Origin of the sequence: Methylobacterium sp. Leaf399 (genome assembly GCF_001424525.1) — a bacterium.
GTDB lineage: Bacteria > Pseudomonadota > Alphaproteobacteria > Rhizobiales > Beijerinckiaceae > Methylobacterium.
On record NZ_LMQK01000033.1, the window covers coordinates 20,989 to 38,196 of the forward strand.

General features: G+C 70.0%; 20 protein-coding genes. 9 read left to right on the forward strand and 11 right to left on the reverse strand.

From position 1 onward, the window contains the following. Nucleotides 1-6: 6 nt before the first annotated feature. The 3 genes from ASG40_RS17455 to ASG40_RS17460 all read right to left on the reverse strand — a co-directional run bounded on the left by ASG40_RS17455 (nucleotide 7) and on the right by ASG40_RS17460 (nucleotide 1,965). Complete coding sequence (locus ASG40_RS17455; RefSeq protein ID WP_055888582.1) at nucleotides 7-393, reverse strand: response regulator; 387 nt, start codon at nucleotides 391-393, stop codon at nucleotides 7-9. A 61-nt stretch (nucleotides 394-454) separates the two neighbouring features. After that, the gene (locus ASG40_RS21365) at nucleotides 455-631 is read right to left on the reverse strand and encodes a hypothetical protein (RefSeq protein WP_156387794.1); all 177 of its coding nucleotides are present in this window, start codon (nucleotides 629-631) and stop codon (nucleotides 455-457) included. 53 nt (nucleotides 632-684) lie between these two features. After that, nucleotides 685-1,965: an O-acetylhomoserine aminocarboxypropyltransferase gene (locus ASG40_RS17460; RefSeq protein ID WP_055888584.1), complete on the reverse strand. Its 1,281-nt coding sequence runs from the start codon at nucleotides 1,963-1,965 to the stop codon at nucleotides 685-687. A gap of 127 nt (nucleotides 1,966-2,092) precedes the next feature. Between ASG40_RS17460 and ASG40_RS17465 the strand changes: the two genes are divergently transcribed. Together ASG40_RS17465 and ASG40_RS17470 are read left to right on the forward strand one after the other, a co-directional pair. Beyond that, the gene (locus ASG40_RS17465) at nucleotides 2,093-2,437 is read left to right on the forward strand and encodes a DUF3140 domain-containing protein (RefSeq protein WP_055888586.1); all 345 of its coding nucleotides are present in this window, start codon (nucleotides 2,093-2,095) and stop codon (nucleotides 2,435-2,437) included. 109 nt (nucleotides 2,438-2,546) lie between these two features. After that, nucleotides 2,547-3,842: an MFS transporter gene (locus ASG40_RS17470; RefSeq protein ID WP_055888956.1), complete on the forward strand. Its 1,296-nt coding sequence runs from the start codon at nucleotides 2,547-2,549 to the stop codon at nucleotides 3,840-3,842. Here the strand turns inward: ASG40_RS17470 and ASG40_RS17475 are convergent. The 3 genes from ASG40_RS17475 to ASG40_RS17485 form a co-directional block, all read right to left on the reverse strand. Then, nucleotides 3,823-4,362, reverse strand: a complete 540-nt coding sequence (locus ASG40_RS17475; protein WP_055888588.1) for a hypothetical protein — start codon at nucleotides 4,360-4,362, stop codon at nucleotides 3,823-3,825. The genes ASG40_RS17470 and ASG40_RS17475 overlap by 20 nt on opposite strands. Before the next feature lie 71 nt (nucleotides 4,363-4,433). Continuing rightward, nucleotides 4,434-5,606 carry a zinc-dependent alcohol dehydrogenase gene (locus ASG40_RS17480; RefSeq protein ID WP_055888590.1) on the reverse strand — a complete coding sequence of 391 codons (1,173 nt, stop codon included), beginning with the start codon at nucleotides 5,604-5,606 and terminating at the stop codon, nucleotides 4,434-4,436. 199 nt (nucleotides 5,607-5,805) lie between these two features. Further along, nucleotides 5,806-6,351, reverse strand: coding sequence for a CoA-binding protein (locus ASG40_RS17485; protein WP_055888591.1), 546 nt, complete (start codon nucleotides 6,349-6,351; stop codon nucleotides 5,806-5,808). A 46-nt stretch (nucleotides 6,352-6,397) separates the two neighbouring features. Between ASG40_RS17485 and ASG40_RS17490 the strand changes: the two genes are divergently transcribed. The 5 genes from ASG40_RS17490 (at nucleotide 6,398) to ASG40_RS17510 (ending at nucleotide 9,523) form a co-directional block, all read left to right on the forward strand. Continuing rightward, entirely contained in the window at nucleotides 6,398-6,856 is a 459-nt protein-coding gene (locus ASG40_RS17490; RefSeq protein WP_055888594.1) for a PaaI family thioesterase, read from the forward strand. Nucleotides 6,857-7,035: 179 nt separating this feature from the next. Then, nucleotides 7,036-8,043, forward strand: a complete 1,008-nt coding sequence (gene rsgA, locus ASG40_RS17495; RefSeq protein ID WP_055888595.1) for a ribosome small subunit-dependent GTPase A — start codon at nucleotides 7,036-7,038, stop codon at nucleotides 8,041-8,043. Nucleotides 8,044-8,244: 201 nt separating this feature from the next. Then, the gene (gene rplM, locus ASG40_RS17500; protein ID WP_055888960.1) at nucleotides 8,245-8,706 is read left to right on the forward strand and encodes a 50S ribosomal protein L13; all 462 of its coding nucleotides are present in this window, start codon (nucleotides 8,245-8,247) and stop codon (nucleotides 8,704-8,706) included. A gap of 2 nt (nucleotides 8,707-8,708) precedes the next feature. Beyond that, nucleotides 8,709-9,188 carry a 30S ribosomal protein S9 gene (gene rpsI, locus ASG40_RS17505; protein WP_055888597.1) on the forward strand — a complete coding sequence of 160 codons (480 nt, stop codon included), beginning with the start codon at nucleotides 8,709-8,711 and terminating at the stop codon, nucleotides 9,186-9,188. An 83-nt stretch (nucleotides 9,189-9,271) separates the two neighbouring features. Further along, nucleotides 9,272-9,523: a hypothetical protein gene (locus ASG40_RS17510; RefSeq protein WP_055888599.1), complete on the forward strand. Its 252-nt coding sequence runs from the start codon at nucleotides 9,272-9,274 to the stop codon at nucleotides 9,521-9,523. A gap of 64 nt (nucleotides 9,524-9,587) precedes the next feature. Here ASG40_RS17510 and ASG40_RS17515 read toward each other — a convergent pair whose 3' ends face one another. Next, nucleotides 9,588-9,785 (reverse strand): hypothetical protein, encoded by a 198-nt coding sequence (locus ASG40_RS17515; RefSeq protein WP_055888602.1) that lies wholly within the window; start codon nucleotides 9,783-9,785, stop codon nucleotides 9,588-9,590. A 276-nt stretch (nucleotides 9,786-10,061) separates the two neighbouring features. Beyond that, a complete protein-coding gene (oxlT, locus tag ASG40_RS17520; RefSeq protein WP_244472450.1) occupies nucleotides 10,062-11,279 on the reverse strand; it encodes an oxalate/formate MFS antiporter in 1,218 nt (405 codons plus the stop codon). 788 nt (nucleotides 11,280-12,067) lie between these two features. On the opposite strand from oxlT, the gene ASG40_RS21370 reads away from it, so the two are divergent. Beyond that, nucleotides 12,068-12,235: a hypothetical protein gene (locus ASG40_RS21370; RefSeq protein ID WP_156387795.1), complete on the forward strand. Its 168-nt coding sequence runs from the start codon at nucleotides 12,068-12,070 to the stop codon at nucleotides 12,233-12,235. A gap of 92 nt (nucleotides 12,236-12,327) precedes the next feature. Here ASG40_RS21370 and ASG40_RS17525 read toward each other — a convergent pair whose 3' ends face one another. Then, nucleotides 12,328-13,650, reverse strand: a complete 1,323-nt coding sequence (locus ASG40_RS17525; protein ID WP_156387796.1) for a methyltransferase — start codon at nucleotides 13,648-13,650, stop codon at nucleotides 12,328-12,330. Further along, nucleotides 13,647-14,405 (reverse strand): TlyA family RNA methyltransferase, encoded by a 759-nt coding sequence (locus ASG40_RS17530; protein ID WP_055888607.1) that lies wholly within the window; start codon nucleotides 14,403-14,405, stop codon nucleotides 13,647-13,649. Before ASG40_RS17530 ends, ASG40_RS17525 begins: the two co-directional genes overlap by 4 nt. A 237-nt stretch (nucleotides 14,406-14,642) precedes the next feature. On the opposite strand from ASG40_RS17530, the gene ASG40_RS17535 reads away from it, so the two are divergent. After that, on the forward strand, nucleotides 14,643-16,169 hold the full coding sequence (locus ASG40_RS17535; RefSeq protein WP_055888609.1) for a CYTH and CHAD domain-containing protein: 1,527 nt from the start codon (nucleotides 14,643-14,645) through the stop codon (nucleotides 16,167-16,169). 136 nt (nucleotides 16,170-16,305) lie between these two features. Here the strand turns inward: ASG40_RS17535 and rlmB are convergent, their stop codons facing one another. Next, complete coding sequence (gene rlmB, locus ASG40_RS17540; RefSeq protein WP_082494641.1) at nucleotides 16,306-17,142, reverse strand: 23S rRNA (guanosine(2251)-2'-O)-methyltransferase RlmB; 837 nt, start codon at nucleotides 17,140-17,142, stop codon at nucleotides 16,306-16,308. Between the last annotated feature and the right edge of the window lie 66 nt (nucleotides 17,143-17,208).

Sequence of the window (17,208 nt, forward strand, 5' to 3'; positions counted from 1 at the left end):
ATCGGGTCAGGCGGCGCGCTGCACGAAGGCCCGCAGGGTCCGCACCAGGGTGGCGGGCTCGTAGGGCTTCGGGATGAAGCGGGCGCCATCGGGCAGGTCGTGAGGGCCGGGCGTCCCCATGCCCGACACGACCAGGACGGGGATGGAGGGCCAGCGCCGCGCGACCAGGCGGGCGAGCGCGAACCCGTCCATCGAGCCCTGGGGCATGTCGACGTCGGTCATCAGGACGCCGACGTCGTCGTGGTCCTGCAGCAGCTTCAAGGCCTTGTCCGCATGCGACGCTTCGAGCACCCGGAATCCCGCATCCGACAGGGTGTCGGCGGCCTCCATCAGGAGGAGGCCGTCGTCTTCCACCAGGAGCACGACGGGAAGGTCGGAGGAATCGTCTGTCATCAGGTCTCGGCTGGTCCCGCTGTGACCGTTGGCCGGGGCCTAGTCCCCGCGCCCACGCCCGTCAAGAACGCGGCGAGCCGCCGGTTCCGTTCCGCCGGACCGCCCGAACGGGCACCGGCTCGGCCTCCGGCGCATGGCAGCGGCGCCAGAAAAAGGCGGCGAGACCCGCCAGACCGAGGAGGACGGCACTCGAGGCGACGCCGCCGTGAAACCCGCCCGCGATCGTCGTGACCGTCATGCCCGCCTCCCCGTGACGACCGCGATCGTGCCGGGGACAGGGTTAACCGAACCTTAAGCCGACAGGGCGGCATCGAGATCCTCGATCAGGTCGGCGGGGTCCTCGATGCCCACCGACAGGCGCACCACCTCCGGCCCGGCGCCGGCGGCGGTCTTCTGCGCATCGCTGAGCTGGCGGTGGGTGGTGGAAGCCGGATGGATCACGAGCGAGCGGGTGTCGCCGATGTTGGCCACATGCGAGAACAGCTGCAGGTTGGCCACGAGCTTGACGCCGGCGTCGTAGCCGCCCTTGAGCCCGATGGTGAACACCGCGCCGGACCCCAGCGGCGTGTAGCGCCGGGCGAGCTGATGGTACTTGTCGGTCTCGAGGCCCGGATAGCTGACCCAGGCGACGGCCGGATGGCCGTGGAGGTGGGTCGCCACCTCCAGCGCGTTGTCGCAATGGCGCTGCATGCGCAGGGGCAGGGTCTCGATGCCGTTCAGGATGAGGAAGGCGTTGAACGGCGACAGCGCCGGCCCGAGGTCGCGCAGGCCCAGCACCCGGATCGCGATGGCGAAGCCGAAGTTGCCGAAGGTCTCGGCCAGCACCATCCCCGAGTATTCGGGCCGCGGCTGGGAGAGCATCGGATAGCGGTCGTCGCCGGCCCAGGGGAAGGTGCCGCCGTCGACGACGAGGCCGCCGATGGAATTGCCGTGCCCCCCCAGGAACTTGGTGGCCGAATGCACCACGATGTCGGCCCCGTGTTCGAACGGCCGGATCAGGTACGGCGTCGCCATGGTGTTGTCGACGATGAGCGGGATGTTGTGCCGCCGGGCGATCGCCGACAACGCGGCGATGTCCGTGATCACCCCGCCGGGGTTGGCGATCGATTCGCAGAAGATCGCCTTGGTGCGCGGCGTGATGGCGCGCTCGAACGAGGACGGATCGTCGGTGTCGGCCCAGACCACGGTCCAGCCGAAGTTCTTGTAGGAATGGTTGAACTGGTTGATCGAGCCGCCGTAGAGCTTGTTGGCGGCGATGAACTCGTCGCCCGGCTGCATCAGCGCGTGCATCACCAGGAACTCGGCGGCATGGCCCGAGGCCACCGCCACGGCGGCGGTGCCGCCCTCCAGCGCCGCGATGCGCTCTTCCAGCACCGCGTTGGTCGGGTTGGTGATGCGCGAATAGATGTTGCCGAACGCCTGCAGCCCGAACAGCGAGGCGGCGTGGTCGACGTCGTCGAACACGAACGAGGTGGTCTGGTAGATCGGCGTCGCCCGCGCGCCCGTGGTCGCGTCGGGGGCGGCACCGGCATGGATCGCCAGGGTGTTGAAGCCGGGCAGGCGGTCGGTCATGCAATCCTCCTCGCGCGTTCGCGTTAACGAACGCTAGTTCTTTATGCCGGACGCACCGACCCGGTCAAGGCGGGCGGAACCGCGGCCGACCTCTCCGATTGACCGGCATGGGCAAGGGAGACCCCGCATGGCCGACGATCACGAGACGACGTGGACCGAGTTCGGGCAGGCCGTCAACATGACCGCCTCGGCGCTGGAAACGTTCCTGGAGACGGATGAAAGCCGCTCCGTCGGCCAGAAGGCGTCGCAAGGCGCCGAATCGAAGGGGCATGCGGAAGGCCGGCGCATCGTCGCCATCCTTCGCAAGAAGAAGGGCGACCTCGACGACGAAGATTACGCCCACATGCGCAAGGTCGTCGGCTACGTGAACCGGCACCTCGAGCAGGGCGGCCCCGAGGACGAGGCCAAGGTGAAGGACTCGCCCTGGCGGATGTCCCTGATGAACTGGGGACACGACCCGTTGAAGGGATAGCGTCCTCCCGTTCCCTTGCGGGGCGGGATCGTGGGTGGGGTCGGCCTCCGCAGCCGGGCGCCCGGGCGCCGACTATGCCGATGGGCGTCGCTCGGCTATGGCCGCCGCCATGACCGCGCCCGTGCCCACCTCTCGCATCCTCGTCGCCAGCTTCGTCGGCACCGCGATCGAGTTCTACGACTTCTACATCTACGCCACCGCGGTGGCGCTGGTGATCGGCCCGATCTTCTTTCCCTCCGGCGATCCGGCGGTGCAGACGCTCTCGGCCTTCGCCACCTTCGCCATCGCCTTCGTCGCGCGGCCCTTGGGCGCGGCCTTCTTCGGGCATTTCGGCGACAGGGTCGGGCGCAAGGCGACGCTGGTGGCCTCGCTGATGATCATGGGCGTGTCCACCGTGCTGATCGGCTGCCTGCCTTCCTACGAGGCGATCGGCTGGTGGGCGCCGGCCCTCCTGTGCGTCCTGCGGTTCGGGCAGGGGCTGGGGTTCGGCGGGGAATGGGGCGGTGCGGCGCTGCTGGCGGTCGAGAACGCGCCACCGGGCAAGCGGGCGCTCTACGGCATCTTCCCGCAGCTCGGGGCGCCGATCGGCTTCATCGCGGCCAACCTCGGCTTCCTCGGGCTGGCGCTGACGCTCAGCCCCGAGGCGTTCCAGTCCTGGGGCTGGCGGGTGCCGTTCCTGGCCTCGGCCCTGCTGGTCGGCGTCGGGCTCTACGTCCGGCTCAAGCTCACCGAGACGCCGGTGTTCCAGGCGGCCCTCGCCAGGGCCGCGCCCGAGCGGGTGCCGCTGGCGCTGATCTTCACCCGCCACCTACGCGCCACGGTGCTGGGCACCCTGGCGATGGTCTCGTGCTACGCGGTGTTCTACCTCTCGACGGTGTTCGCGCTCAGCTACGGCACCACGACGCTGGGCTTCACGCGGCCGACCTTCCTCCTGTTCGAATGCATCGCCGTGGTCTTCATGGCGCTGGCGATCCCGGTTTCGGGTTGGGCGGCCGACGCCTACGGCCGCCGCCCGGTCCTGCTCACGGGCCTGGCCTTCACCGCCGGCCTCGGCGTGCTGCTTGGCCCGATGCTCGGCAGCGGCGAGGGCCCCCTGGTGCTCGGCTTCCTCTGCCTGGGGCTGCTCGCCATGGGCTGGCTGTTCGGCCCGATGGGCGCGCTGCTGCCCGAGCTGTTTCCGACGCGGGTGCGCTACACCGGCGCCTCGGTGAGCTACAACCTCGCGGGCATCCTCGGGGCCTCGGCCGCCCCCTACCTCGCCCAGCAGCTCGTCGCCCGGGGCGGGATCGGCTGGGTGGGGCTGTATCTCGCCATCGCCGCCGCGATCAGCTTTGTGGCGGTGTGGATGATGCAGGAGACGGGGCGCGGCGAGATCGACGCGGATCTCACGCCGCCCAGGGCTTGAGGAGGGCCGGGGTCAGCATGCCCTCGCTGCCCTCGACGTCGGTGGCCGCACCGCGCGATTCCCGGATGCCACGCGGATAGCCGGTGCGTGTCCGGTAGTTACCGATGTGGGGCATCGGCACGGCCGTCGAGCGGGTCAGGCGGTCGGCACAGATCGCGTCCAGCGCCGTGACGCCGGCCACCGCCGCGGCGGCGATCAGGAGGTTGTCCTTCCGGCCGTTGCCATCGTAGGCGGCGGCCAGGGTGGCGAGGTCGAGGGCGTCCCCGGCGATGCGGCCCCAGATCCACGGGGTCGGATCCTCGGCGGTGACGATGCCGACGCCGGTGGCGACCTCGCGCACGCCGTAGGCGCGCACCAGCCCCTCCTGGCCGCGCATTCCCAGCGCCCGGGCGATGGCGCCGCCGGCCAGGATCTCGGCGAGCCCGAGGCCGATGGAGAACCAGCCGAGCCCGCGCGCGAGGGCGTCGGTGGCGGTGTCGGGATGCCCGCGGCGGGGGGAACGGGGACCTTCGTAGCGCATGGGGTTTCTCCTCCGGGAGGGGGCATCTCACCTCTCCCCGTCCATGGGGAGAGGGGTCGGGCGACGAGCCCCTACGGCTTGATCACCACCTTGATGCAGCCGTCCTTCTTGTCGCGGAACGTCTTGTACATCTCCGGCCCGTCCTCGAGCCCGACGCGGTGGGTGATGACGAAGGAGGGGTCGATCTCACCGGCCTCGATCCGGCGCACGAGGTCGTCGGTCCAGCGGTTCACGTGGGTCTGGCCGGTGCGGATGGTCAGGCCCTTGTTCATGATCATGCCCATCGGAAACTTGTCGACGAGGCCGCCGTAGACGCCGGGGATCGAGAGGACGCCGGCCCCGCGGCAGACGTAGGCCATCTCGCGCAGGACGTGCGGGCGGTCGCTCTCCAGCATCACCGCCTGCTTGGCGCGGTCCACCATGGAGTCGATGGTGGCGGTGGCGTGCGCCTCCATTCCCACCGAATCGATGCACTTCTCCGGCCCCTTGCCGGCGGTCATCTGGTTGAGGCGCTCAATCACGCTCTCGTCGGAGAAGTTGATGGTGGATGCGCCGCCCGCCCGCGCCATCTCGAGGCGCTCGGGTACGTTGTCGATGCAGACGACGTGCTTGGCGCCGAGCAGGATCGCCGAGCGGATCGCCATCTGGCCGACCGGGCCCGCCCCCCAGATCGCCACCGTATCGGTGGGCTGGATGTCGCATTGCACCGCCGCCTGCCAGCCGGTGGGGAAGATGTCGGACAGGAACAGCACCTGCTCGTCGGTGAGGCTGTCGGGCACCTTGATGTGGGTGGCGTCCGCATAGGGCACCCGCAGGTACTCGGCCTGGCCGCCGGCGTAGCCGCCGGTGAGATGCGTATAGCCGAACAGCCCCGCCGTGGTGTGGCCGAACGCCTTGGCGGCGACCTGCTTGTTGCGGTTCGAGCGCTCGCAGACCGAGAAGAAGCCGCGCCTGCACTGGTCGCATTCGCCGCAGATGATCGTGAACGGCACCACGATGCGGTCGCCCTTCTTGAGGGCCCCATTGATGCCCTTGCCGACCTCCACGACCTCGCCCATGGACTCGTGGCCCATGATGTCGCCCTTTTCCATGCCGGGCATGACGTGATCGTAGAGGTGCAGGTCCGAGCCGCAGATGGCGCAGGCGGAGACCTTGATGATGACGTCGCGGTCCTGCTCGATCTCGGGATCGGGGACCGTATCGCAGCGGATGTCCTGCGCGCCGTGCCAGACGAGGGCTCTCATGGTGGTTCTCTCCGGTGCGCCGCGATTGGGCGTGTGAGGAGAAAACCTCGCGAGGAGGCAACAAGTTTCGAGATCGTTCTTCGATTTACTTAAGTTAATACTCGCGCAAGCGCTGCGTGTAATGACTTGCCAAGAACGGACGTCCTAAGAGCGGACTTTCTAAGAACGACCGGCCGCCTATGTGCTGGCGACGATCCTGTCACCTCCGCTCGATCGTCAGCCGCTGCACCCCCTTGCCCCCCAGCACCGGCTTCTTCGCGCTGATGATCCGCGAGTTCACGCCCGACCATCCGATCTCGCCCGACAGGCGGCCGTACTCGATCTTGGGGCAGCGGTTCATCACCACGGTGACGCCCTTCGCCTCGGCGCGGGCGGCGGCCGCGTCGTCGCGCACGCCGAGCTGCATCCAGATCACCTTGGGCAGGACCGGCAGCGCCAGGGCCTCGTCGACGAGGCCGCCGGCGGCGTCGGAGCTGCGGAAGATCTCCACCATGTCGACCGGGTGCGGCAGGTCGGCCAGGCGCGCCACCACCGGCTTGCCGAGCAGCATCTGGCCGCTGAGGCCGGGGTTGACCGGGGTGACGTCGTAGCCGCGGCTGAGGAGGTACTTCAGCACGATCCAGCTCGGGCGGGCGGGGTTGGCCGAGGCGCCCACCAGCGCGATGGTGCGCGTGCCCGTGAGCAGGGCGCGGATCTGCGCGTCGGGATAGGCGATATGGAGGTGGGGACGGGGGGTGTCGGTCATGATGCATCGACTTGTCGGGCATCGCGGCCTGTGCTGCAAGACGAGGATGTCGAGCACGCCCCTCATGAGCCTTGCCGAGACGGTCGCCTTCCTGGAGCGGGAATTCCCGCAGATGCACCACGGCGGGCGCTCCTACCACCTCGAGGCGGTGGGTCCCTTGAGCGCCACCATGCGGATGGACCACCACGACCGCTTCCTGCGCCCGGGCGGCACCGTCTCCGGCCCGGCGATGATGACGCTGGCCGATCTGGCGCTCTATGCCGCCATCCTCGCCAACATCGGCCCGATCGGTCTGGCCGTGACGACCAACCTCAGCTTCAACTTCCTGCGCAAGCCCGGCACTAAGGGGCTGGTGGCGGATGCGCGCCTGTTCAAGCTCGGGCGCCGGCTGGCGGTGGGGGAGGTGCTGATCACCGAGGCGTCGTCCGAAGACCTCGTCTGCCACGCCACCGGCACCTATTCGATCCCGCCGGACAAGGCCGGCAGCGTGACGCCGATCCGCTAAGCAGGTTCGCGTTGGCAGGCCAACGCTTCACCATGCTTAGGTCCTTGGTATGTCGCAGGTTTTCGACGCAAAACCGGTGACCACTTTTGCGAAACCTGCTTAGGCTCGGCTGCTCTCGCGCCTCGCGCGGGGCGCCGCCCCTGTCCCTCCCGGGCCCGGCGTGCGATGGGGCATCCACCGTGACAGATCATCCCGACGCCCCCTCCCTGTTCGACCTCGGCTGGTCCGCCTTCTTCGCGGACCAGGTCCTGCCGGAGGACGCCGGCCTCGTGCCGGCGCGGATCGCCAGCGTCCACCGCGCGCGCCTCACCGCGCTGGGCGAGGCCGGCCCGGTCGCGCCGGTGCTGGCGGTGCATGCGACCACCGGCGACTTCGCCGTGGGGGATTTCGTGCTCGTCGATCCCGCGACCACAACCCTGCGCCGGCGCCTCGACCGCAAGTCCGTGCTGGAGCGGCGCACCGAGGGCAGCCGGGTGGCGCAACTCGCGGCGGCCAACGTCGACACGCTGTTCGTCGTCACCTCCTGCAACGCCGACTTCAACCCGGCCCGCCTCGAACGCTACCTCGCCATGGCCAACGAGGGCGACATCGACCCGGTGATCGTCCTGACCAAGGCCGACACCACCGACGCGGTCGCGCGCTACCAAACCGAGGCCGCGGCCCTGCAGAGCGGGCTCGCGGTGGTGGTCCTCAACCCGCGCGAGCCGGCGGCGGCCGGGGCGCTGGCGCCCTGGTGCGGCCCCGGCCGCACCGTGGCGGTGGTCGGCTCCTCCGGGGTCGGCAAGTCGACCCTGGTCAACACCCTGGCCGGGCCGGGCCAGGCGCTGCCGCAGCAGACCGGCGGCATCCGCGAGCACGACGCCAAGGGCCGCCACACCACCACCGCGCGCTCGCTGCACGCCATGGCCGGGGGCGGCTTCGTCATCGACACGCCGGGCATGCGCACCCTCCACGTCGGCGACGCGGCGGGCGGGATCGAGACCCTGTTCTCCGAGATCACCGAACTCGCGCCCGCCTGTCGGTTCCGCGACTGCACCCATGCCCACGAACCGGGCTGCGCCGTGCAGGCCGCGGTGGCCGCGGGCACCCTCGATCCGGAACGGCTGAACCGGTGGCGCAAGCTCCTGACCGAGAACCGCCACAACACGCCGGTGGTGACCGGCCCGCGCGGCAACAAGCGGCGCTGAGCGCAAGGCTCACGCGGTATCATGATACCGCAAGGCGGAAGTCTCTCTATCGCTTGCGGTTTTCGCCTGTTACGTGCGCCGGAAAGGCTTGACGCGGCCGGCGAACCTGCCTAGAGGACACTCCAACGCCGCCGCGTCTCGCACGCGGCGGCGCATCGTTTTCTAACGGATCACACGGAACGCCACGGGATGAGCAGCGCGATGAAGACCACTTCGCTGAAACCCGCCGACGTCGACAAGAAGTGGATCATCGTCGATGCGGAGGGCCTGGTCGTCGGCCGGCTCGCCACCATCGTCGCGATGCGCCTGCGCGGGAAGCACAAGCCCGCCTACACTCCTCACGTCGACTGCGGCGACAACGTCATCGTCATCAACGCCGAGAAGGTGCAGTTCACCGGCCGCAAGCGCGAGCAGAAGGTGTACTACCACCACACCGGTTACCCGGGCGGCATCAAGGAGCGCACGGCCAAGTACATCCTGGACGGCCGCTTCCCCGAGCGGGTGGTCGAGAAGGCCGTCGAGCGCATGCTGCCGCGCGGCCCGCTGTTCCGCCAGATCATGGGCAACCTGCGTGTCTACAAGGGCACCGAGCATCCCCATACCGCCCAGCAGCCGCAGGCGCTCGACGTCGGCGCCCTCAACCGCAAGAACGTGAGCGCTTGATCATGGCGACCCTCCAGTCCCTCGCCGACCTCAACCGGTCGAACGTCGAGTCGCCCGAGAACGCGGCGCCCGTCCACGTCCAGAAGCTCGATGCCCAGGGCCGCGCCTATGCCACCGGCAAGCGCAAGGACGCGGTCGCCCGCGTCTGGATCAAGCCCGGCACCGGCCAGGTCGTGGTCAACGGCCGCACCATCGAGGTCTATTTCGCCCGGCCCGTGCTGCGCATGATCCTGCGCCAGCCGCTCCAGATCGCCAACCGCGTCGACCAGTACGACATCATGGTCAGCGTCCATGGCGGCGGCCTCTCCGGCCAGGCCGGCGCCGTGCGCCACGGCCTCTCCAAGGCCCTGACCTACTTCGAGCCCGAACTGCGCGGCCCGCTCAAGCGCGAGGGCTTCCTGACCCGCGACAGCCGCGTGGTCGAGCGCAAGAAGTACGGCCGCAAGAAGGCCCGCCGCAGCTTCCAGTTCTCGAAGCGCTGAGCGACCACCTTACATCGAATCGGGAAAGGGCGGCCCTCAGGCCGCCCTTTTCGTTTGTGGCGAGGGCCGAGGACTCATCCGACATGGCGAACACCTTCCGGCGCGTTCACGCCCCCGCGGCTGCGGCCGTCACGCTCTGCCTCGCGAGGAAGGACGGTGCCGTCGCCGCCGAGGTGAAGCTCGCCAACGGCCGCCAGTTCAGCACCACCGGCCTCCTGCCCATCGCCGAGGCCTTCGGGATCGCGGTGCACATCGCCAACGAGGGGGCGATGGAGATGGTGGTGATCGACCCCCAAGGGCTGTGGAAGCCGTCCTGGGGAGACCTTCAGGGGTAGGCCGCCTCACGGGCGATCGCACCGACCCCGTCGGCCAAGCCGCGCAAAGCCCCGGTCCCGCTCCCTAACGGGGAGGCGGGATCTCGAGCATGGGCAAAATCGGGGTCGTGGCGGCGCCGTCCCACAGGACGATCAGCGAGAGAACCAGCCCGAGGGCCGCGGTGTAGGCCACCACGAAGACGTCGCGGTTGCCCGGGTCGGAGGCCAGGACGAGGGCGGCGAAGGGAAGGCTCTGCAACGCAAGGGCGGCGGCGATCATCATCGGGGTGGTGGCATCCGGCGAAGGGTGTGCGTCCTGCCGGGTCTGCCAGCCGGTGACAATCGGCGGCCGTACCGGAGGTTCCGGCACACGGTGCAGGAGTCGCGCCACGGGCAAAGGACCGTCCAGCGCCCCGCCCATCGCGAGCGGGCCCATCCGACAGCGCCACGATCGAGCCGGCGGACGACGCAGCGTCAGGCACATCGGGAAGCAGAAAACGGATCGGCCCGCCTCCCGCGCGAGGCGGGGGCGGGCCGGGTGTTCGGCGTGAGACGGTCTTCAGGCGTGGGCGAGGTTCGCGGCGGGCATCACGGAGCCGTTGGCGGCGTGATGGCGCTTGAGCATCGGCCTCAGGACCGCAATGGCCAGGAAGGCGGCCAGGAGATCCATCGCGGCGACGGTGTAGAGCACCGTGGCCCAGGTACCGGTGGCCTGCATCAGGATGTTGCCCAGCGGCACGAACAGGGCGGCGACACCCTTGGCGCAGTAGAGGACGCCGTAGATCTTGCCGATGTGGGCCGAACCGAACGTGTCGGCCGCCGTTGCGCTGAACAGGGAGTACACTTCACCCCAGGCCAGGAACACGATGCCCGAGAGGATGATGAACGCCCACGGGTTGCTGCCGAAGTAGCCCAGGGCGACGATGCCGATGCCTTCCATCGTGAAGGCGATGAACATCGTCTTCTCGCGGCCGATCCGGTCGGAGATGAAGCCGAACAGGGGGCGGGAGATGCCGTTCAGGATACGGTCGAGCATCAGCGCGAAGGGCAGGGCGGCCATGGCGAAGAAGTACAGGTCGACCTTGAACTCCTTCACGCCGAGGTCCTGCGCGATGACGCCGAGCTGGGCCACGGCCATCAGGCCGCCGGTGACGGTGCAGGTGAACATCAGGAGCATGACGTAGAACACCGGCGTGCGCAGGGCCTCGCCGAGGGTGTAGTCGCGACGGGACTGGAGCACCTTGCTCGAGTAGACGACCTCGCCCTTGCCCGGGCCGCGAAGGCCGATGGAGGCCAGGATGATGATCGCACCCTGGATCAGGCCGAAGACGAAGAACGCCTGGGCGTAGCTGCCCTGCGAGATCATGTTGGCGATCGGGATGATGGTGAGGGCCGAACCGGCGCCGTAGCCGCCCGCGGTGAGGCCGACGGCCAGACCGCGCTTGTCCGGGAACCACTTCAGGGCGTTGTTGATGCAGGTGGCGTAGACGCAGCCGACGCCGATGCCGCCGACCACCGAGCCGAAATAGAAGCCCGAAAGCGTGGTGGCGTAGGAGTTGATGACCCAGGCGAGGCCCGTCATGAGGCCGCCGAACATCACGACCCGGCTCGGGCCGTACTTGTCGATGAAGTAGCCCTCGATCGGCGTCAGCCAGGTCTGCACGATGACGAAGATCGTGAACGCGACCTGGATCGCGGCGCGATCCCAGCCGAAGGTCTTCTGGATCTCGGGTACGAACAGCGTCCAGGCGTACTGGATGTTGGCCGCGGCCACCATGCAGGCGACGCCGAGAATGAGCTGTAGCCATCGATTGCTCGACGTTTTTGCCGCGACGGGCGCAGCGCTAGACAAGGCCATGGCATTTCCCCCTGTGGTTCATGCACCGACGCCCGAATGAGGCGTGGAGCGTGGCATAAGCGCCGATGCGATGCGTTCCTCCGCCGCCGAGGACCTCGGACCGGGATCCTTCGACGAACTGGTATGTAGTATTTGGTATATCAGATGGCGGAGCAAGCAAAATAATTCTGCGGCTTTTCGAAAAATGGCCGGATTATTGCATTCCCGCCATTCGTATCGAGCCGCAGTCGCATCCCCGCCATCCCACCGATCTCCCACCGGAAAGCGGCGAAGGCATCTCCCTCGCCGCCGTCCCGACCGGGACGAACCCGCCATCGGACCCGATCCTCAGGATCGTCTTAAACGGTTCATTACGCTTGCATATCGAATGTTTCGGCGCTGTCGAGACGAGATGGGCTGCATGCACAGCCGACAGGCGCGGGATTCCCGTGAATCGACGGTCAGACCCATGATGCGGCGCACTCGGATCGACACGGGGCGGCCTCTCACGCCTCGGCCAGGGCATTGGCAGGCCAGCAACAAAACTGGCACTATAAATCAGTAATTCGGGCCAAAGCCGGAACGTCGCCCGCGGTAGAACCCTGCCGACAGGCCTCGACAGGCTCATCCATGCATGAATTGCATGCCAGCATTCTGGGATGTGGCATACCAAATGCCGTGGTGCGGTGCGATATGACGGTCATCGACGTTCTTCAGGAGCCACCCCAATGATCGCTCTCTTCATCCTCGGCCTCGCCGCCGCCGCCATCGGTCCCGCCATGACGATCCTCCTGGATCGCGACGACGCGGTCGCCTCCACCACCGACACCGCCTCGGCCGGCATGTTCGTCGCCCTCAACGACAACGCCACCGTCAAGGCCCGCGCCGCCGCCTGATCTCGCGGCACCGGAACGATCGAGCCCGCCCCGGCCCAGGCCGCGGCGGGCTTTTTTCATGGCGAATCGCCGTCCCTGACCGAGGGTCGGGATCAACCGCGCAGGCTGCGCAGGGGAGATCCACGCCGCTTGGGCGCCCGCCGGAACACGCCGAGGAGCTCGACGTGAGCGGAGGACGCGAACTGGTCCACGGGCGTGACCCGCTCCAGCCGGTAGCCGCCCGCGACCAGGGTGGCGGCGTCCCGCGCGAAGGTACCGGCATCGCAGGCGACGCCGATCACCAGGGGGACGGCCGATTCGGCCAGCCGGGCGGCCTGCGCCTGCGCCCCGGCCCTGGGCGGATCGAACACCACGGCGTCGTAGGCGTCGAGCTCGATCGGCAGCAGCGGCCGGCGGAACAGATCGCGCCGCTCGGTGGTGATTCGGCGTAGGCCCGGCGTGGCCCGATAGGCCCGCTCGAGGCTCGCGAGGGCCGCGGCCTCCCCCTCCACCGCATGGACCTCGCAGCGCCGCGCCAGGACGAGGCTGAAGGGCCCGGAGCCGGAGAACAGGTCGGCCACCCGTTTGGTCTTCTTGTCGAGGGCGGCGAGGACGAGGTCGCCGAGCAGGGTCTCGCCGGCCTCGGTCGCCTGCAGGAAGCCGCCCGGTGGCGGCACCCAGGCGTCTGCCTCCCCGTGCAGGAACGGCGCCCGGCGCTCCACCACCACCTCGCCGTGCAGCGACAGGCGCGCGAGGTCGAGGTCGGCGGCCAGACGCACCAGGGCGGCGCGCACGCCCTCGCTCACCGGCCCATGCCCGCGCAGGTCGACATCGAGCCCACCGCCGGTGGCCGTCACCGCGACGTCGAGGGGCTTGCGGCCGTGGCCGAGGGGAGCGCTGAGCGCCAGGGCCACGGCGGGTGCCCGGTGCAGGGCCGGGACGGTGATCGGGCAATGGTCGATGGACACGAGGTCGTGGCTGCGCGCCGCCATCAGGCCGGCCCGGGCGGCGCCGTCGATCGCCCGGACGTGGAGGGTAAGGCGGCGGCGGCCTTCTCCGTGGGCGATGCGGACCGGCTCGGCCGCGACCGCGAGCCCGGCCTGATCCAGGGCCCTGTCGACGAGACCGCGCTTCCAGGCGGCGGCGGGCTCGGTCGCCAGGTGCTGCACGACGCAGCCGCCGCAGGTGCCGTAATAAGGGCAGAAGGGTGCGACCCGGTCGGGGGAGGGGGTCTCCACCGAGACGAGATGGCCGCGTCCGCCCGCGCGGGTGACGGTGACCCGCTCGCCGGGAAGGGCATAGGCGACCGGGAGCCCGTCGGCGGCGATCCCGTCGCCGCGGGCCCCGAGCCGGTCGATGGTCACGATGTCGGTCACGCCGGTTTCCGGCAGCGGGTTCTCGCCTGAAACAGGCGGAGTCGACACAGGGTGTCTCATGCCGGCCGCCCCGCTCGAGGGGCGAGGCGGGCGCCCACCAGAAATTCGCGGTTGCCGTCTCCCCCCGTCACCGGCGAGGGCACGCGGCCCAGGACGTCGAAGCCGAGTTCGACCAGCAGAGCCTCGATCCCGGCGCAGACCTCGTCGTGGACGGCTCCGTCGCGCACGATGCCGCCGCGCCCGACCCGATCGCGACCGGCCTCGAACTGCGGCTTGATCAGCGCGGCCAGGACCGCGCGCGGCGCCAGCAGGGGCACCAGGGCCGGCAGGACCAGGCGCAGGGAGATGAAGCTCACGTCGACGGCCACCAAATCCGGCGCCCGCGCGAACGACGCGGCGTCGAGGGTGCGGGCGTCGGTACCCTCCAGGCTGGTCACCCGCGAATCGGCGCGCAGGGAAGCGTGGAGCTGGTCGCGCCCGACGTCGACCGCATGAACGTGCGCCGCTCCCCTGGCGAGCAGGGCGTCCGTGAAACCGCCGGTGGAGGCGCCGACGTCGAGGCAGTGGCGACCGGCGGGGTCGATCCCGAAGGCATCGAGGGCCGCTGTCAGCTTGAGCCCCCCGCGCGAGACGAAGGGGTGGGGCTGCTCCGCCTCGATCCTGGCGTGCGGGTCGAGACGGTCGGCGGCGCGCAGCACCGGGCGGTCGTCGGCCCGCACGAGGCCGGCGGCGATGGCGGCCTGCGCCCGCGCCCGGCTCTCGAAATGCCCCCGCTCCACCAGAAGGCGATCGGCCCTCGGCCGGTCCTGCGTCATCACGATGTCCCAACGACCTCCGCCCGGCCTCGTCCCGGCGGGGTCCGCGAGGAGCTACGGCATTCGGCCGGCTTGTCAAAGGCCGCGGAGGCGGGGGGAGCGTCCCACCGCAGGCGTCTCACATGCGGTGGCAAGCCATGGTAGGCTGCCCGCGACAAATCCGACCGGGCGACGGCGGAGCGCCGCAGCCCCGGCGGACACCGCCGGAGACGCGGCATCAAGGAGCGAATCGACGCCATGAGTGGCCCACGCGAGATCGAGCTGAAGCTGGAAGCCGGCCTGCACGACATGGCCGCCCTGGCCGAACACCCACTGCTGCGGACCGGCGAGGCGCAGGACACGGCGGTCCTGAGCGCGACGTATTTCGACACGGCCGACCGGGACCTCGCCGCCGCCGGCCTCACTCTGCGCGTGCGCAGGACGCCGACCGGACACGTCCAGACCGTGAAGGCCGCCGCCGCCGGCGCCGGCCTGTTCGATAGGCCCGAGTGGGAATGGCCCGTCGAGGGCCCCGAGCCCGACCTCGCCGCCCTCGCGGCGACGCCCGCGGCCGCGATCCTGGCGGATGCGAAAGGCGCAGGTCTCCACGCGGTGTTCGCCACGGTGGTGGAGCGCACGACCCGTCCCGTCCGCTACGGCGAGTCGCGGATCTCGGTGACCCTGGACCAGGGCCGGGTCGAGACGCCGGACGGCGACGTGCCGCTGTGCGAGGTCGAGCTCGAACTCGTGGAGGGCCGGGCCGCCGACCTGTTCGGCCTCGCCCAGGCGCTCGCCGAGACGGTACCGCTGCGGCTCGGCGCCCTGAGCAAGAGCGAACGGGCCTTCGCTCTCCTCGACGGGACGCTGCGCCGGCCGAGCAAGGCCAGGGCGGTCCGCCTGGAGGAGACGGCCACGGCCGGCGACGCCTTCCTGGCGATCGCCCAGGCGTGCCTGCGCCACCTGCGCCGCAACGAAGACGTCTTCCTGCACGGCCGCGATCCGGAGGCCCTGCACCAGATGCGGGTCGCCCTGCGCCGCCTGCGCTCGGCCTTCACCCTGTTCAAGGCGATGCTGGCCGGCGACGCCACGGCGCAGCACCTGCGCGCCGAGATCAAGCGGGTCTCCGAGCCGTTCGGTCAGGCGCGCAACATCGACGTCTTCCTGAGCGAGACGCTGCCCGCCGAGATCGCCCGCAGGCCGGACGAGGCCAGCCTGACCGCCCTGCGCGAGACCCTGGAGGGCGAGAGGCTGCGCGCCTACGACGTGGTGCTCTCCATCCTCGAGGCGGCCGAGTGGCGCGGCCTCGTCCTCGATCTGGCTGCCTGGATCGAAACCGGCCCGTGGCGGGCACAGGGGGCCAGCGCCGCGCCGGCGCGCGACGTCGCCGCCGCGATCCTGGAGCGGGCGCGCCGCCGGATCAAGAAAGGCGGGCGCCACCTCGACAGGCTCGACGCCGACGCGCGCCACCGGGTGCGGATCGAGGCGAAGAAGCTGCGCTACGGCGCCGAGTTCTTCGGGTCGCTCTACGCGGGCAAGAAGACGGCCAAGCGCCACAAGGCCTTCGTCGCCGCGCTCTCGGACCTGCAGGACCACCTCGGCGCCCTCAACGACCTCGCCACCGCCCACGGCATCGTCTCGGGCCTCCTCGTGACGCAGGCGGACGGCGAGGCCCTGTTCGCGGCCGGGCTGACCGCCGCCGACGGGGACGCCGGCGCCGGCGCCCTGCTCGAGGCGGCCGCCGAGGCGCACGAGGCGCTCATCGACGTGACGCCGTTCTGGCGCTGACGAGCCCGCTCGGGACCAGGCAGGAACCGGATCGTACCATTTCCGGGTGATCACTTCGTGATGCGGAAATCGGCTTCGCTCAGGCGCCGCGCGGGCTCGGTGATACCCTTTCCGCTTGAATCAAGCGGAAAGGGTATCACTCCGCGGGGCGGACGCTCAGGGCATAGAGGGTGATCGCTGCGGCGTTGGAGACGTTCAGGCTGCGTATCTCCCCCGAGAAGGGAATGCGGGCGAGCACGTCGCAGCAATCCCGGGTGCGCTGGCGCAGGCCCTTGCCCTCGGCTCCGAGCACGATCACCGCAGGCCGGCGCGGGCCGACGGCGTCAAGCGTCGTCTGCGCATCGGAATCGAGGCCGATGCGGGTGAACCCGCGCTTCCCCAGGTCGATCAGCGCCTCGGCGAGGTTGCGCACCACCACCAGCGGCACGTGCTCGAGGCCGCCAGAGGCCGATTTGGCCAGTACGCCGGTGGCGTTGGGCGAATGCCGGGCTGTGGTGACGATGGCAGCGACGCCGAAGGCGGCGGCGGTGCGGACGATGGCGCCGACGTTGTGGGGATCGGTGATCTGGTCGAGGGCGAGCAGGAGGGCATCGTCGGGCAGGTCGTCGAGGTCCGGCCCGGGTAGCGGATCGGCTTCGAGGTAGAGCCCCTGGTGCACGGCATCGGGCCCGAGCAGGGCGTTGATGGCGCTGGGCCGGACGAGTTCCGGCTCGATCCGCAGGGTCCCGAGTTCGGCCGTCAGGCGGGCCGCCCCGTTCTCGGTGGCGAGCAGCCGATGCAGCCGCCGCCCGTCGTTGGCGAGCGCCTGGAACACCGGGTGCCAGCCGTAGAGGACGACCCGGTCGCCGCTCGGCCCGGTCGGTCGGAAGCGATCCCGCACCGCGCCGGAGCCGAACCGGCGACCACGCTCCTTGCGATCCCCGCCGGTCGGCCGGGGCTTGTGTGTCGGCGGGTCGTCGCTGTGGCTGGTCATGAGGGCGGTCCGATCCAAACCCGCGACAAACCGGCCCGCACCTCGTTCGTCAAGCCACCCCGGCCC

Excerpts from the sequence above, each read along its gene's own strand:
- ASG40_RS17455 (WP_055888582.1), bottom strand. The coding sequence starts at position 393 with ATGACAGACGATTCCTCCGACCTTCCCGTCGTGCTCCTGGTGGAAGAC.
- ASG40_RS21365 (WP_156387794.1), bottom strand. The coding sequence starts at position 631 with ATGACGGTCACGACGATCGCGGGCGGGTTTCACGGCGGCGTCGCCTCG.
- ASG40_RS17460 (WP_055888584.1), bottom strand. The coding sequence starts at position 1,965 with ATGACCGACCGCCTGCCCGGCTTCAACACCCTGGCGATCCATGCCGGT.
- ASG40_RS17465 (WP_055888586.1), top strand. The coding sequence starts at position 2,093 with ATGGCCGACGATCACGAGACGACGTGGACCGAGTTCGGGCAGGCCGTC.
- ASG40_RS17470 (WP_055888956.1), top strand. The coding sequence starts at position 2,547 with ATGACCGCGCCCGTGCCCACCTCTCGCATCCTCGTCGCCAGCTTCGTC.
- ASG40_RS17475 (WP_055888588.1), bottom strand. The coding sequence starts at position 4,362 with ATGCGCTACGAAGGTCCCCGTTCCCCCCGCCGCGGGCATCCCGACACC.
- ASG40_RS17480 (WP_055888590.1), bottom strand. The coding sequence starts at position 5,606 with ATGAGAGCCCTCGTCTGGCACGGCGCGCAGGACATCCGCTGCGATACG.
- ASG40_RS17485 (WP_055888591.1), bottom strand. The coding sequence starts at position 6,351 with ATGACCGACACCCCCCGTCCCCACCTCCATATCGCCTATCCCGACGCG.
- ASG40_RS17490 (WP_055888594.1), top strand. The coding sequence starts at position 6,398 with ATGTCGAGCACGCCCCTCATGAGCCTTGCCGAGACGGTCGCCTTCCTG.
- rplM (WP_055888960.1), top strand. The coding sequence starts at position 8,245 with ATGAAGACCACTTCGCTGAAACCCGCCGACGTCGACAAGAAGTGGATC.
- rpsI (WP_055888597.1), top strand. The coding sequence starts at position 8,709 with ATGGCGACCCTCCAGTCCCTCGCCGACCTCAACCGGTCGAACGTCGAG.
- ASG40_RS17510 (WP_055888599.1), top strand. The coding sequence starts at position 9,272 with ATGGCGAACACCTTCCGGCGCGTTCACGCCCCCGCGGCTGCGGCCGTC.
- ASG40_RS17515 (WP_055888602.1), bottom strand. The coding sequence starts at position 9,785 with ATGATGATCGCCGCCGCCCTTGCGTTGCAGAGCCTTCCCTTCGCCGCC.
- oxlT (WP_244472450.1), bottom strand. The coding sequence starts at position 11,279 with ATGGTGGCCGCGGCCAACATCCAGTACGCCTGGACGCTGTTCGTACCC.
- ASG40_RS21370 (WP_156387795.1), top strand. The coding sequence starts at position 12,068 with ATGATCGCTCTCTTCATCCTCGGCCTCGCCGCCGCCGCCATCGGTCCC.
- ASG40_RS17525 (WP_156387796.1), bottom strand. The coding sequence starts at position 13,650 with ATGAGACACCCTGTGTCGACTCCGCCTGTTTCAGGCGAGAACCCGCTG.
- ASG40_RS17530 (WP_055888607.1), bottom strand. The coding sequence starts at position 14,405 with ATGACGCAGGACCGGCCGAGGGCCGATCGCCTTCTGGTGGAGCGGGGG.
- ASG40_RS17535 (WP_055888609.1), top strand. The coding sequence starts at position 14,643 with ATGAGTGGCCCACGCGAGATCGAGCTGAAGCTGGAAGCCGGCCTGCAC.
- rlmB (WP_082494641.1), bottom strand. The coding sequence starts at position 17,142 with ATGACCAGCCACAGCGACGACCCGCCGACACACAAGCCCCGGCCGACC.